The 12,863-nt window shown below is 71.3% G+C and carries 13 protein-coding genes and 2 tRNA genes; 10 read left to right on the plus strand and 5 right to left on the minus strand.

Annotated elements, in window-relative coordinates:
- Nucleotides 1-14 precede the first annotated feature (14 nt).
- The 5 genes from gyrA (at nucleotide 15) to ABZ924_RS04405 (ending at nucleotide 5,277) form a co-directional block, all read left to right on the plus strand.
- Nucleotides 15-2,609 (plus strand): DNA gyrase subunit A, encoded by a 2,595-nt coding sequence (gene gyrA, locus ABZ924_RS04385; protein ID WP_361903889.1) that lies wholly within the window; start codon nucleotides 15-17, stop codon nucleotides 2,607-2,609.
- A gap of 3 nt (nucleotides 2,610-2,612) precedes the next feature.
- Nucleotides 2,613-3,380 (plus strand): DUF3566 domain-containing protein, encoded by a 768-nt coding sequence (locus ABZ924_RS04390; RefSeq protein WP_361903892.1) that lies wholly within the window; start codon nucleotides 2,613-2,615, stop codon nucleotides 3,378-3,380.
- Nucleotides 3,381-3,474: 94 nt separating this feature from the next.
- A tRNA-Ile gene (locus tag ABZ924_RS04395) sits at nucleotides 3,475-3,548 on the plus strand.
- A 146-nt stretch (nucleotides 3,549-3,694) separates the two neighbouring features.
- Nucleotides 3,695-3,829, plus strand: coding sequence for a DLW-39 family protein (locus ABZ924_RS04400; RefSeq protein WP_208809277.1), 135 nt, complete (start codon nucleotides 3,695-3,697; stop codon nucleotides 3,827-3,829).
- A gap of 119 nt (nucleotides 3,830-3,948) precedes the next feature.
- The gene (locus ABZ924_RS04405; protein WP_361903895.1) at nucleotides 3,949-5,277 is read left to right on the plus strand and encodes a hypothetical protein; all 1,329 of its coding nucleotides are present in this window, start codon (nucleotides 3,949-3,951) and stop codon (nucleotides 5,275-5,277) included.
- Here ABZ924_RS04405 and ABZ924_RS04410 read toward each other — a convergent pair.
- Together ABZ924_RS04410 and ABZ924_RS04415 are read right to left on the minus strand one after the other, a co-directional pair.
- Nucleotides 5,264-6,382 (minus strand): protein kinase, encoded by a 1,119-nt coding sequence (locus ABZ924_RS04410; RefSeq protein WP_361903898.1) that lies wholly within the window; start codon nucleotides 6,380-6,382, stop codon nucleotides 5,264-5,266. The genes ABZ924_RS04405 and ABZ924_RS04410 overlap by 14 nt on opposite strands.
- A gap of 50 nt (nucleotides 6,383-6,432) precedes the next feature.
- Nucleotides 6,433-6,981: a DNA-binding protein gene (locus tag ABZ924_RS04415; protein WP_361903900.1), complete on the minus strand. Its 549-nt coding sequence runs from the start codon at nucleotides 6,979-6,981 to the stop codon at nucleotides 6,433-6,435.
- A 161-nt stretch (nucleotides 6,982-7,142) separates the two neighbouring features.
- On the opposite strand from ABZ924_RS04415, the gene ABZ924_RS04420 reads away from it, so the two are divergent.
- Nucleotides 7,143-7,215, plus strand: a tRNA-Ala gene (locus tag ABZ924_RS04420).
- A gap of 105 nt (nucleotides 7,216-7,320) precedes the next feature.
- Here the strand turns inward: ABZ924_RS04420 and ABZ924_RS04425 are convergent.
- Nucleotides 7,321-8,667, minus strand: a complete 1,347-nt coding sequence (locus ABZ924_RS04425) for an MFS transporter (protein ID WP_361904061.1) — start codon at nucleotides 8,665-8,667, stop codon at nucleotides 7,321-7,323.
- 267 nt (nucleotides 8,668-8,934) lie between these two features.
- On the opposite strand from ABZ924_RS04425, the gene ABZ924_RS04430 reads away from it, so the two are divergent.
- Together ABZ924_RS04430 and ABZ924_RS04435 are read left to right on the plus strand one after the other, a co-directional pair.
- Nucleotides 8,935-9,414, plus strand: a complete 480-nt coding sequence (locus ABZ924_RS04430) for a MarR family transcriptional regulator (RefSeq protein WP_361903903.1) — start codon at nucleotides 8,935-8,937, stop codon at nucleotides 9,412-9,414.
- A 134-nt stretch (nucleotides 9,415-9,548) separates the two neighbouring features.
- Nucleotides 9,549-10,055 carry a LysM domain-containing protein gene (locus tag ABZ924_RS04435; RefSeq protein WP_361903906.1) on the plus strand — a complete coding sequence of 169 codons (507 nt, stop codon included), beginning with the start codon at nucleotides 9,549-9,551 and terminating at the stop codon, nucleotides 10,053-10,055.
- Nucleotides 10,056-10,142: 87 nt separating this feature from the next.
- On the opposite strand, the gene ABZ924_RS04440 is transcribed toward ABZ924_RS04435, so the two are convergent.
- Entirely contained in the window at nucleotides 10,143-10,817 is a 675-nt protein-coding gene (locus tag ABZ924_RS04440) for a DUF5324 family protein (protein ID WP_361903908.1), read from the minus strand.
- 175 nt (nucleotides 10,818-10,992) lie between these two features.
- On the opposite strand from ABZ924_RS04440, the gene ABZ924_RS04445 reads away from it, so the two are divergent.
- Together ABZ924_RS04445 and ABZ924_RS04450 are read left to right on the plus strand one after the other, a co-directional pair.
- Nucleotides 10,993-11,520 (plus strand): peptidylprolyl isomerase, encoded by a 528-nt coding sequence (locus ABZ924_RS04445; RefSeq protein WP_361904063.1) that lies wholly within the window; start codon nucleotides 10,993-10,995, stop codon nucleotides 11,518-11,520.
- Nucleotides 11,521-11,552: 32 nt separating this feature from the next.
- The gene (locus tag ABZ924_RS04450) at nucleotides 11,553-12,431 is read left to right on the plus strand and encodes a rhomboid family intramembrane serine protease (protein ID WP_361903912.1); all 879 of its coding nucleotides are present in this window, start codon (nucleotides 11,553-11,555) and stop codon (nucleotides 12,429-12,431) included.
- 141 nt (nucleotides 12,432-12,572) lie between these two features.
- Here the strand turns inward: ABZ924_RS04450 and crgA are convergent, their stop codons facing one another.
- Nucleotides 12,573-12,824: a cell division protein CrgA gene (gene crgA / locus ABZ924_RS04455; RefSeq protein WP_361903915.1), complete on the minus strand. Its 252-nt coding sequence runs from the start codon at nucleotides 12,822-12,824 to the stop codon at nucleotides 12,573-12,575.
- Nucleotides 12,825-12,863: the final 39 nt, after the last annotated feature.

Here is a 12,863-nt window from a genome sequence, read left to right on the forward strand (position 1 = left end):
CCTGAAGACCAGCAATGGCCGACGAGAACACTCCCACCACCACCGAGACCCCCGAAGAGGAGCCGCAGGTGCGGATCGAGCCCGTCGGGCTCGAGACGGAGATGCAGCGCTCCTACCTCGACTACGCGATGTCCGTCATCGTGTCCCGTGCGCTGCCCGACGTGCGCGACGGCCTCAAGCCGGTGCACCGCCGCGTGCTGTACGCGATGTACGACGGCGGCTACCGGCCCGAGAAGGGCTTCTACAAGTGCGCCCGCGTCGTCGGCGACGTCATGGGCACCTACCACCCGCACGGCGACTCCTCGATCTACGACGCCCTGGTCCGCCTGGCCCAGCCGTGGTCGATGCGCATGCCGCTGGTGGACTCCAACGGCAACTTCGGCTCCCCGGGCAACGACCCGGCCGCCGCCATGCGCTACACCGAGTGCAAGATGGCGCCGCTGTCGATGGAGATGGTCCGCGACATCGACGAGGAGACCGTCGACTTCACGGACAACTACGACGGCCGCAACCAGGAGCCGACGGTCCTGCCGGCGCGCTTCCCGAACCTGCTGGTCAACGGCTCCGCCGGTATCGCCGTCGGTATGGCCACCAACATCCCGCCGCACAACCTGCGCGAGGTCGCGGACGGCGCCCAGTGGTACCTGGCCAACCCCGAGGCCACGCACGAGGAGCTGCTGGACGCGCTCGTCGACCGGATCAAGGGCCCGGACTTCCCGACCGGCGCGCTGGTCGTGGGCCGCAAGGGCATCGAGGAGGCGTACCGCACCGGCCGCGGCTCCATCACGATGCGCGCGGTGGTCGAGGTCGAGGAGATCCAGAACCGCCAGTGCCTGGTGGTGACCGAGCTCCCGTACCAGGTCAACCCGGACAACCTCGCGCAGAAGATCGCCGACCTGGTCAAGGACGGCCGGATCGGCGGCATCGCCGACGTCCGCGACGAGACCTCCTCGCGGACCGGCCAGCGCCTGGTGATCGTCCTCAAGCGGGACGCGGTCGCCAAGGTCGTGCTGAACAACCTGTACAAGCACACCGACCTGCAGACGAACTTCGGCGCCAACATGCTGGCGCTGGTGGACGGCGTGCCGCGCACGCTCTCGCTGGACGCGTTCATCCGCCACTGGGTGCACCACCAGATCGAGGTCATCGTCCGGCGGACGAAGTTCCGCCTGCGCAAGGCCGAGGAGCGCGCCCACATCCTGCGCGGCCTGCTCAAGGCGCTGGACGCGATCGACGAGGTCATCGCCCTGATCCGGCGCAGCGAGACGGTCGAGATCGCGCGCGAGGGCCTGATGGGCCTGCTCCAGATCGACGAGATCCAGGCCAACGCCATCCTCGAGATGCAGCTGCGCCGCCTGGCCGCCCTCGAGCGCCAGAAGATCGTCGCCGAGCACGACGAGCTCCAGGCGAAGATCAACGAGTACAACGCGATCCTGGCCTCGCCGGAGAAGCAGCGCGGCATCGTCAGCGAGGAGCTGGCCGCGATCGTCGAGAAGTTCGGCGACGACCGGCGCTCCAAGCTGGTGCCCTTCGACGGGGACATGTCCATCGAGGACCTGATCGCCGAAGAGGACATCGTCGTCACGATCACGCGCGGCGGCTACGTCAAGCGCACCAAGACCGACGACTACCGCTCGCAGAAGCGCGGCGGCAAGGGCGTACGCGGTACGAAGCTGAAGGAAGACGACATCGTCGACCACTTCTTCGTCTCCACCACGCACCACTGGCTGCTGTTCTTCACCAACAAGGGCCGGGTCTACCGCGCCAAGGCCTATGAGCTGCCGGACGCCGGCCGGGACGCGCGCGGCCAGCACGTGGCGAACCTGCTGGCCTTCCAGCCGGACGAGCAGATCGCCGAGATCCTCGCGATCCGCGACTACGAGGCAGCCCCGTACCTGATCCTGGCCACCAAGGCCGGCCTGGTGAAGAAGACGGCGCTGAAGGACTACGACTCGCCCCGTTCGGGTGGTGTCATCGCGATCAACCTGCGCGAGCGGGAGGACGGCAGCGACGACGAGCTGATCGGCGCCGAGCTGGTGTCCGCCGAGGACGACCTGCTGCTGATCAGCAAGAAGGCGCAGTCGATCCGCTTCACGGCGACCGACGAGGCGCTGCGCCCGATGGGCCGCGCGACCTCCGGTGTGAAGGGCATGAGCTTCCGCGAGGGCGACGAACTGCTCTCCATGAGCGTGGTCCGCCCCGGTACGTTCGTCTTCACCGCGACCGACGGCGGCTACGCCAAGCGGACGCCGGTCGACGAGTACCGCGTCCAGGGCCGCGGCGGTCTGGGCATCAAGGCCGCCAAGATCGTGGAGGACCGCGGCTCGCTCGTGGGCGCGCTCGTGGTGGACGCGTCGGACGAGATTCTCGCCATCACGCTCGGCGGTGGTGTGATCCGTACGCGAGTCAACGAAGTCAGGGAGACCGGCCGTGACACCATGGGCGTCCAGCTGATCAACCTGGGCAAGCGCGATGCCGTCGTCGGCATCGCCCGCAACGCCGAGGCCGGTCAGGAAGCGGACGACGTCGAGGAGTCCGAGGCGGCCGAACCGCAGGCCGCCGAGGCAGCCGAGGGCGCACAGCCCTCGGCCGGGGAGCACGAGGAGTAAGTCGTGAGTGGAGCCACGGGCGCCGGACCGGCCAAGACTGGGGAGGACGGTGCCCGTGGCCCCGCCGCGGACTCCCAGGGTGGGGCCGGCGCCGCCGAGGGCAGGGGGACAACCGTGACGGACGCCCGCGAGCCGAAGCAGAAGCAGGAGAAGGCCGCCGCCAAGCCGGCGGCCGCCGCTCCGGCCAAGCCGGCCGCCAAGCAGAGCGCGAAGCAGGGTGCGAAGCAGGCCGGCACGCAGGCCGCCCCTGCTGCGGCCCCGCCGGCCGACCGGCAGGCCGACGAGGAGCCCTACTACCCGCCGCAGGCGTACGCGGCCCCCTCGGGCCCCGGTGCGCAGCGTGGGGCCGGGGACTCCGGTGCCGCACGCAAACCGCGTCCGGCGGTCCGTACGACGCCCAGGACGCGCAAGGCGCGGCTGCGGGTGGCCAAGGCCGACCCGTGGTCGGTGATGAAGGTCAGCTTCCTGCTGTCGATCGCGCTCGGCGTGTGCACCGTCGTCGCGGCGGCGGTGCTGTGGATGGTCATGGACGCCATGGGCGTCTTCTCGACCGTCGGCAGCACGATCAGCGAGGCGACCGGCTCGAACGAGGGCAACGGTTTCGACCTCCAGTCCTTCATGTCCCTGCCGCGGGTGCTGATCTTCACCTCGGTGATCGCCGTGATCGACGTCGTGCTCGCGACGGCGCTGGCGACGCTGGGCGCGTTCATCTACAACCTGTCCGCCGGCTTCGTGGGCGGTGTGGAGCTCACGCTCGCCGAGGACGAATGACCGTCGGATGACCTGCGGGGACGCCCCACGGGAACGGATTTTGGCGGGACCGTGTCTGTGCGCTAATCTTCAGGAGTCAGCGCGCAGCGCGGATGGGGCTATAGCTCAGTTGGTTAGAGCGCATCCCTGATAAGGATGAGGCCACAGGTTCAAATCCTGTTAGCCCCACAGACGACGAAGACCCCCGGGCCCCACGGCCCGGGGGTCTTCGTCGTTCGGCCACCCGGGGCTTCCCAGGTCACCGAACGGTATCGATCGGTGTGTATTGTTGGCCGCCAGAAGTACCCAACGTCAACGAAAGACGAGGTCGCGCGGTGAAGAAGCTGCTCCTGGTCGCACTGGCCGCCATCGGCGGGCTCCTCGTGTACCGCCAGATCCAGGCGGACCGCGCCGAGCAGGACCTGTGGACGGAGGCTACCGACTCCGTGCCTTCTGGTTCCGGCGTGTGAGACCCAAGGCCGATCTCATGAAGCCCCGGCTGCCGCTGCGGCCGGGGCTTTGTGCTGCTCGGTGACGGAAACGTCCGTTACTCACGGATTCGGTTGCTTCAGCACATTCGGGGGTGGGTGTGAGGAGTCCGGCGCGGAGGGCGGTCCCGGCGGGGGCGGCGGCCCTGGGCCTGTTGGGCCTGCTGCTGGGCCTGCCGGGGACTGCGCACGCGGCCGGGGACCCGCTGCCGTCCTACCGGCCCGCGGAGGGCGCACGGAAGGTGCAGGGCGCCGCCGTCACGGCGGACGCACCGCTGGTGGAGCCGGGCAAGGCCTACGAGGACTCCATGGCCCCCGGCGAGCGCTTCTACCGGCTCAACCTGGACGACCGCTCCACCGTGTACGTCTCGGCGGTCCTGGCGCCTCCCCCCGGAGCGAAGATCGACTCCGGCAACGACGGCATCGAGGTCACGGTGATCAGCACCGACGGCCGGACCTGCCCGGGCAACCCGACCGAGGCGGACTTCGGGTACGGCAGGGGCCCCCGACCGATCGGCGCCGTCGGGCTGCGGCGGCTGGCGGAGGACACCGCATGCCAGCAGGCCGGTGTCTACTACGCGAAGCTCACCCGCAAGGCCTCCTCCGGCTCCGACCGGGCGGCGTGGCCGCTGGAGCTGAAGGTGTCGCGTGAGCCCGGCCTGAAGAGCGGCAGCGCCCCGATGGCGGCGCCGAGCTCGTGGCCCTCCGCCCGGCCGGTGGCGCCGGGCGGCAGGCCGGTGCCGCGCGAGGGCGGAACCGGCTTCAACGACGCCCGGGCGGTGGGCGCCGGAGTGTGGCGCGACGGGCTGCGGCCGGGACAGACCCGCTTCTACCGGGTGCCGCTGGACTGGGGGCAGCAGCTCGCGGTCAGCGCGGAGCTGGCCGGCGCCAGGATGACCAAGGAGTACGGGTCGGCCTCCACCGGGCTGGTCGTCGGCCTCTACACGCCGTACGGCGCCCTGGTCGCGGACAAGGACACCGCATACGACGGCAAGCAGGCGGCCGCCACCCTGCCGCTGACCGCCCCGGTGGCGTACGAGAACCGGTTCGCGAGCGACCGCACGGTGCACCCGGCCCGAGTGGCCGGCTGGTACTACCTGGCGGTCACGATGACCGAGAAGGTGGGCGAGTTCACCGAGGACGCCGTACCGGTGCCGCTCACGCTGCGGCTGAACGTGGAGGGCAGGGCCGCGGCCCCTCCCCCGTACACCGAGAGCCCGCTCCCGTCCGGCTTCGGCGTGGACGAGGGCGACCGCACGGCCGCCCGGGAGGGGCTGACGCAGCCCGAGGCGCTCGCCGCGGCGGACCGGCGCGCCACCATGGGACTGGTCGCCGCCGGCGGCTTCGGCACCGGGACCCTGCTGCTGCTCGTCCTCGGCGGGTGGGTCCTGCTGGCCCGGCGCGGGCGGGGCGCCGTCAGAGCCGGGTGAGGGCCCAGGCGCCCACGGCGAAGCACAGCAGCGCGGCGGCCAGTAGCGCCGCGGCGACCTTCCGCGGAGGCGGGGCGATCCCGGCGGGCCGCGCGGGCGGGGTGGTCGGGGCGCTCGGGGCATCCGGGGCGCTCGGGGCGCTCGGGGCGGTCCCCTGCGCGGGCGGCGCCAGGTGGAAGCTGCCGGTCGCCGAGGCAGCGGCGGCGGGCGTCGCCGCTGCCGTGCTCAGGGGGCCGTCCGGGCCGAAACCTGCGGGCAGCGGGCCGAGTTGGTCGAACACCTCGACCGGATCCTCGTCCGGGGCGGGGTCCGGCAGCATCTGGACGGCCTCGGCAAGGGCCTTGCGGGCCCCTGTGGCGGTCCGGAAGCGGCTCGCGGGGTCGGGCTGCAGGAGGTTCGCGACGACGTCCCAGAGGGGCGCAGGGATGTCCTCGGGGGCTTCGGGGACGCCCCGGGCCCGGAACTGCTCCACCAGGGCCCGGGAATCGGGCCTGCGGCCCTGCAACAGGTACAGGGCGACCAGCCCGACGGCGAAGAGGTCGGCGGGGAAGTCGGGCTCCGCGCCCTGGAGTTGCTCGGGGGCGAAATAGCCCGGCGTGCCCACCACGTGGTCGGTCTCGGTGAGCCGGGGCTCGCCCTTGCGCATCGAGATTCCGAAGTCGGACAGCCGCAGGTGCGGCCGCCCGGTTCCCGTGGCCTCCATCAGGAGGTTGGCCGGCTTGATGTCGCGGTGCACGACGCCCTCCGCGTGCACGGCCGCCAGGCCCGCCAGGAGCTGGTCGAGCAGGGTGCACACGAACCGGGGCGGCAGCGGCCCGTAGTCGCCGATCACATGCGCGAGGGAGCCGCCCGCGGCGAGGTCCATCGTGAACAGGACCTTGTCGTCGTCCGCGGCCCAGCTGGCCGGGGCCAGCACGTTCGGGTGGTCGATCCGCAGGGCCTGCTCCCGGACGAACCGCAGGAGCATGTGGGCGTCGCTCTGCTGGAGGACCTTCGCGGCCACGTACCGGCGGCGGCGGTGGTCCCAGGTCCGCCAGACCGCGCCCGCGCCGCCGCGGCCGATCGGGTCGATCAGCTCGTACCGGCCGGCGAACACCTCACCCATTGCTGCGCCCGTCCCCCGTTGCTGCTGTTCGCTGCCGTGCGCGTCCGGTCTCAGTTCTGGTGCGCCTCGTAGTGGGCGACCGCGTCGGCGGTGCGGCCCGCACCGTAGACCTTGAGGAACTCTGCCAGTTCCGGGTGGCTGGGGGCGAGCGCGTTCGCGGCGTCGATGATGTCGCCGGCGGCGGAGACCGAGCGCAGCAGCGACTGGATCTCACGGACGACGCGCTTGACGGTGGGAGCGCCCGAACCGGTGCTGGTCTGGCCGTTGTTGCTGAGGACGGAACCCCCCTGGGTCTTCTTGATCTCGTCCATCCGGTCGGTGGCCTCGGCCGCGCTGACGCTGCCGTCCGCCACCTGGCTCGCGAGGTCCTGGAGGGCCTGGACTCGCTGGACCACGGCCGGGTTGCCGATCTTGGCGCGCTGGCCGCTCATCAGCTGGGACAGCATGGGCGCCGACAGTCCGAGGACGGCAGCGAGGCGGGCCTGGTTCAAGCCGAGGTCGTCTATGAGCCGGCGGAAGAGCGCACCCAGCGGCTCCCCGTACCAGCTGCGCTGGAGCTCCCTGGCTCTGGCAGTGGCCTCTTGCTGTACTGCGTCCACTCTGACTACTCCCCTTCGCTGGTGCGAACCTCGCGAGCATCTTACGGAGAGTGGTCGCAGGGCGGGAGTCCCTATCATTTTGCGGGATGAGGGGGTGAACCCGGTACTCTGTTCTGCGGAACGGTCGCTCCTTCGCCGGAGACGGTCGCGTCCACGTGTTCGGGGCTTTAGCTCAGTTGGTAGAGCGCTGCCTTTGCAAGGCAGATGTCAGGAGTTCGAGTCTCCTAAGCTCCACAGATGGAAGCCCCCTTGACCTGCGTAAACGCCGGTCAAGGGGGCTTTGTCGCGTCTCCGGCCCGGTGGCGGGGCGCCCGTTCGGGGCCATGTTTCACGTGAAACTCAGCGGCGCGAGGACCGCAGTACGGTCGCTGCCACGGCGGCCGCGGCCGCGAGGAGGCCGGTGCCCACGGCGAACGCCAGGTGGTAGCCGGCGGTGAGCGCCTCGATGGTGGGACGGCCCGAACGGACGAGGGATTCGGTGCGGGAGGCCGCGAGCGTGGACAGGACGGCCATGCCGAGCGCCATGCCGATCTGCTGGGTGGTGTTGAACAGGCCCGAGGCCAGTCCTGCGTCCTGCTCCCCCGCACCGGACATGGCCAGGGTGGTGAGGGCCGGCATCGCCAGGCCGAAGCCGGAGGTCAGCAGCATCACCGGGAGCAGGTCGCCGGCGTAGCCGGCGTGCACCGGCAGCCGCGTCAGCAGGGCCAACGCCGGTACCAGCAGGGCGAGTCCGGCCAGCAGGACCCGCCGCTCGCCGAAGCGGGCGTTCAGCCGGGCCGAGACGGTGAGGGAGACCGCGCCGCTCACCAGGGCAGCCGGAAGCATGGCCAGCCCCGTCGCGGACGCCCCGTAGCCCAGGACCCGCTGGAGGTAGGCGGCGACCAGGATCTGGAACGCGAACATCGCGGCCACCATCAGCACCTGGACCAGATTCGCGCCGGCCACCACCCGCGAGCGCAGGATCCGCAGGGGCATCAGCGGGGTGCGGGCCCTGGCCTGGCGGACGGCGAAGGCGGCGAGGAGGGCCAGGGAGAGCGCCCCGAGGCCCAGGGTGTGGGCGGAGGTCCAGCCGTACTGCTCGACCTCGACGACCGCGTAGATGCCCGTCATCAGGCCCCCGGTCACGAGCAGGGCGCCGAGGACGTCGGCCCCCGCCCGCAGGCCCAGCCCCCGGTCGGCGGGCAGTGCGGGCAGGGCCAGGGCCAGCGTGGCGAGCCCGACGGGCAGGTTGATGAAGAAGATCCAGTGCCAGTCGAGGGCGTCGGTGAGCACCCCGCCGAGCACCTGGCCCAGCGAGGCGCCGGCGGCCCCGGTGAAGGAGAACACCGCGATGGCCCTGGTCCGTTCGCGGGACCCGGTGAACAGCGTGACCAGGATCCCGAGGCTGACCGCCGAGGCCATCGCCGCGCCCAGCCCCTGCAGGAAGCGGGCGGCCAGCAGGACCTCGGGCGAGCCGGCGAGCCCGGCCAGGGCGGAGGCGGCGGTGAAGACGGCGGTGCCGGCCAGGTACAGCCGCCTGCGGCCGAGGAGGTCGCCGAGGCGGCCGGCGAGGAGCAGCAGGCTGCCGAAGGCGATCAGGTAGGCATTGACGACCCAGCTGAGGCCGACGGGAGTGAAGTGCAGGTCGTCCTGGATCGCCGGCATCGCGACGCTGACGATGCTCCCGTCCAGGATGGTCATGAGCATGCCACTCGACAGGACGGCGAGGGCGGTCCAGCGCGAACGCAGGGCGCGGGGCCGGGGGCGGGCGTCCGCGGGCGGGGGCGGCGCGGTGGAGGCCTCGGGGCGGTCGGTGGTCGGGACGGTGGAGCCGGCGGCAGGCATGGGTGTCTCCATCCGGGAGCAGGTCGCGTGGGCGCTGTGCAGCAGGTGGTGGAACCGTAGCAGATGGTTTTGTTGCAGACGATTTATTGCGGGACTATTTTCTTCCGAACGATCGCTACGCTGGGAGGCATGACTGCCATGGCGCCCGCCCGGACCGAGCCGGACCTCTCCTACTTCCTGGACCACACCAGCCATGTGCTGCGCACCCGCATGGCGGCGGCCCTCTCCGAGATCGGGCTGACCGCCCGGATGCACTGCGTCCTCGTGCACGCCCTGGAGGAGGAGCGCACCCAGATCCAGCTCGCCGAGATCGGCGACATGGACAAGACGACGATGGTGGTCACCGTCGACGCCCTGGAGAAGGCGGGCCTGGCCGAGCGCCGGCCGTCCGCCAAGGACCGGCGGGCCCGCGTGATCGCCGTCACCGAGAAGGGCGCGGCCGTGGCGGCCCGCAGCCAGGAGATCGTCGACAGGGTCCACGCCGAGGCCCTCGCCTCCCTTGCCGCGGCCGACCGCGAGGCACTGCTGCGCGGTCTGAAGCTGCTGGCCGAGGGCGGGCTCGAGGCGCCGTCGGAAACCCCCCGGCCGGCGCGCCGCGCCCGCCAGTAGGGGCCGGGCCCGCGGGCCGTCCCCCGGATGGGGCCGTCACGGGCTGCCGTCTCGCGCCTCCTGGCCGACAGTGGACACAGGCACCGAACCAGGGGGGACCAGGGGGCGACACCACGCCGGAGGCGTACAGACACATGGGACTCTTCGATTTCCTGAGGTCCGAGAAGAAGAAACGGGCCGCATCCGAGAAGGCAGCGGCCGCGTCCGAGGACTACGCGGCCGCGTATACCGACGCGGTCGCCGCCACGCGCGTGGCGGCCTCGCGCGAGGCCGCCGAGCGGATGGCCGCCGCGGCCCCGCCGAAGCACGCTCCGCCGAAGCACGCTCCGAAGCACGCCCCGGCCGCGCCGAAGGCGGCCACCGCGCCGCCGGGCTCCGCCTGGGCCGACCATCCGCCGCACACCCCGACTCCGTCGTCGGCCGCGCACAAGGCGGTGCCGGCGGCCCCCACCCCCAAGCCCGAGGCCGTCGCGATCCGGCGGACGTACACCGTCCGGAGCGGCGACTCGCTCCTGTCGATCGCCCGGCAGGAAATGGGCAACGAGGCCCGCTGGCGCGAGCTCTACGCCATGAACCGGGGCGTCATCGGCAGCAACCCCGAGCTCATCCATCCCGGGCAGGTGCTCACGCTCCCCGACTGAGACCAGGAAGAAGAACAGGAAGAAGGGGAGGCCCGGATCCCAAGGATCCGGGCCTCCCCTTCTGTCGCCTTCTGTCGCCGCCCGCGCCTACTCGCCGGAGCTCTCCCGTTCCTTCTCCGCCAGTTCGTCGTCGAAGCTCGCCGGGGCCGCGTCGCGCGAGGACATCTCGGTCGCCGCGGGCGGCTCGACGAGCCAGTCGGGGTTCGACTGCTGGTCCCACCACTTCCACGCCACGAACGCCGCGCCCGCCAGGGCGGCGACCAGCGCCACGCCCTTGACCACGCGGCTCGTGCGCGCGCGCCGCTCCTGGCGCCGGATCAGCTTCTGCACCTCCTTGGCCGAGACCTGGCCGCGTAGCGCCGCCAGCGCCGCCAGCGATCGGGCCGCGGCCTCCTCGGCCACCGGTCGGCTCACCGCGAGCGCGTTCTCCAGCCGCGGCGTGGTGTAGTCGGCGGCCTGCCGCGCCGCATGCCGCGTCCGGTGCACCGCGTACACCGCCGCCCGGTCGACGTTCGGCGGCACATGGGTGCGCGCCGCATGCATCCGGGGCTGTAGATGGGTGTCGTACGCCGTACGCGCCTGTCGCGAGGCCTGGTGGGCGGCATGGGTCACCTTCGGTGCCAACCGCTCGTTCGCCTCCTGCGCGTAGTGCACGGCGGCGTCCCTGGCCGATTCTGCGTACGGCGCCACCACATCCGCTGCGTGCCTCATGGTGTCCCTGGCGCTGTCGGCGGCCAGGCGCACGCTGTCCTTGCGGGTCACGTGATCCTCCTCCTCGGTGGCGGACACAGTTCACCTTTCCACCCTTTGTCGGATCATGCCCGTCCAATGCCCCGGCGGCGCGCGTGACAGGGCATCCGGGTGGAGGATTTCCGTCCCGTACGGCCCTCCGTGGGAGGATCGGGAACCGACAGTGCTGACTATGGAAGGCAGATCCGTGGCCGAGAAGCTCTACGCCACCCTGAAGACCAACCACGGCGACATCGAGATCGAGCTGCTGGAGAACTTCGCCCCGAAGACCGTCCGGAATTTCGTGGAGCTCGCCACGGGCGCCCGCGAATGGACCCGTCCCACCGACGGCCAGAAGACCAAGGACCCGCTGTACGACGGCACCGTCTTCCACCGCGTCATCAGCGGCTTCATGATCCAGGGCGGCGACCCGCTCGGGAACGGCACCGGCGGCCCCGGCTACCAGTTCGCCGACGAGTTCCACCCCGACCTGGCCTTCACCAAGCCCTACCTGCTCGCCATGGCCAACGCCGGGCCGGGCACCAACGGCTGCCAGTTCTTCATCACCGTCGCCCCCACGGCCTGGCTCACGCGCAAGCACACGATCTTCGGCGAGGTCACCGACAAGGCCAGCCAGAAGGTCGTGGACACGATCGCCGGCCTGCCGACCAACCCGCGCACCGAGCGCCCCCTCGACGACGTGATCATCCAGTCCGTCGCCGTCGAGAAGCGCTGACCCGGAGCCCCGCCGCCGACCGAGGGGGACCGATGGACACCGACCGTCTGCCGGGCTGCTACCGCCACCCGGACCGCGACACGGGGATCCGCTGCACCCGCTGCGAGCGCCCCATCTGCCCCGAGTGCATGATCAGCGCCTCGGTCGGCTTCCAGTGCCCCGACTGCGTCCGCGAAGGCTCCGGTACGGGCCGGGGCGGCCCGGCCGCGCACGCGCCGCGCACCCTCGCGGGCGCGCCGGTCGCCGCCGACCCCCACCTCGTCACCAAGATCCTCATCGGGATCAATGCCGCGCTGTTCCTCGTGGGGCTCCTCGTGCCGCCGCTCGTCGTGCAGCTCGAGCTGCTCGGCCGGTACGTCGAGTACCTGGGCGGCCCCGTCGGAGGCGTCTCCACCGGCCAGTACTACCGCCTGCTGACCTCGGTGTTCCTGCACGCGGAGTGGTGGCACATCGCCGGGAACATGCTGGCCCTGTGGGTCATCGGCGGCCCGCTCGAAGCGGCGCTGGGCCGGCTGCGGTACCTCGCGGTCTACCTGCTGTCCGGCCTGGGCGCCAGCGCCCTCGTCTACCTGCTGACCGCGCCGAACACGCAGACCCTGGGCGCCTCGGGAGCCGTCTTCGGCCTGCTCGGCGCCACGGTCGTCCTGGTGCGCCGGCTGCGCTACGAGATGCGGCCGGTGATCACGATGGTCGTGCTCATGCTGGTCCTGACCTTCGTGCCGCTCGGGGGCAGCCTGTCGGTGTCCTGGCAGGCCCACATCGGCGGTCTGGTGACCGGTCTGCTGCTCGGGCTGGGCATGGTCGGCCCGCGGGCCGGAAAGACGCGACCGCTCATCCAGTGGACGACGTGTCTGGCGGTGTTTGTGCTGGCAGCGGCCCTGGTCGTGGTCCGGACGGCCGAACTCACCTGATCACACCGGCGTCAAGCTCCACAGAGTTATCCACAGATCTTCTGTCTTTTCCTCAGGTGTGGATGACCCTGTGGATAACCCCTGGGGAGAGCTTGCGGGGCGGCTGCCCGCTGTGCATGCCGCCCGCGCTTCACGCCCCGACTACTTCCACTGCGTGGAAACGCCGAATCCCGCCGCGATGAATCCGAATCCGACCACGATGTTCCAATTGCCGATGGATTCGATCGGCAGCTGGGTCTCGCTCACGTAAAAGACGACGATCCACGCCAGACCGATCAGGAAGAACGCCAGCATCACCGGGGCGACCCAGCCGCGGCTGGTCAGCTTGATGGGCTGCGCCTTCGTCGGCGGCGGCGTGTAATCGTCCTTCTTGCGGATACGTGACTTCGGCACGAGGGGCTCTCCTGTCGATGCGCTGGGGACCTTGCCTGC

The sequence above is a fragment of the Streptomyces sp. NPDC046876 genome (genome assembly GCF_040645035.1).
Taxonomy (GTDB): domain Bacteria; phylum Actinomycetota; class Actinomycetes; order Streptomycetales; family Streptomycetaceae; genus Streptomyces.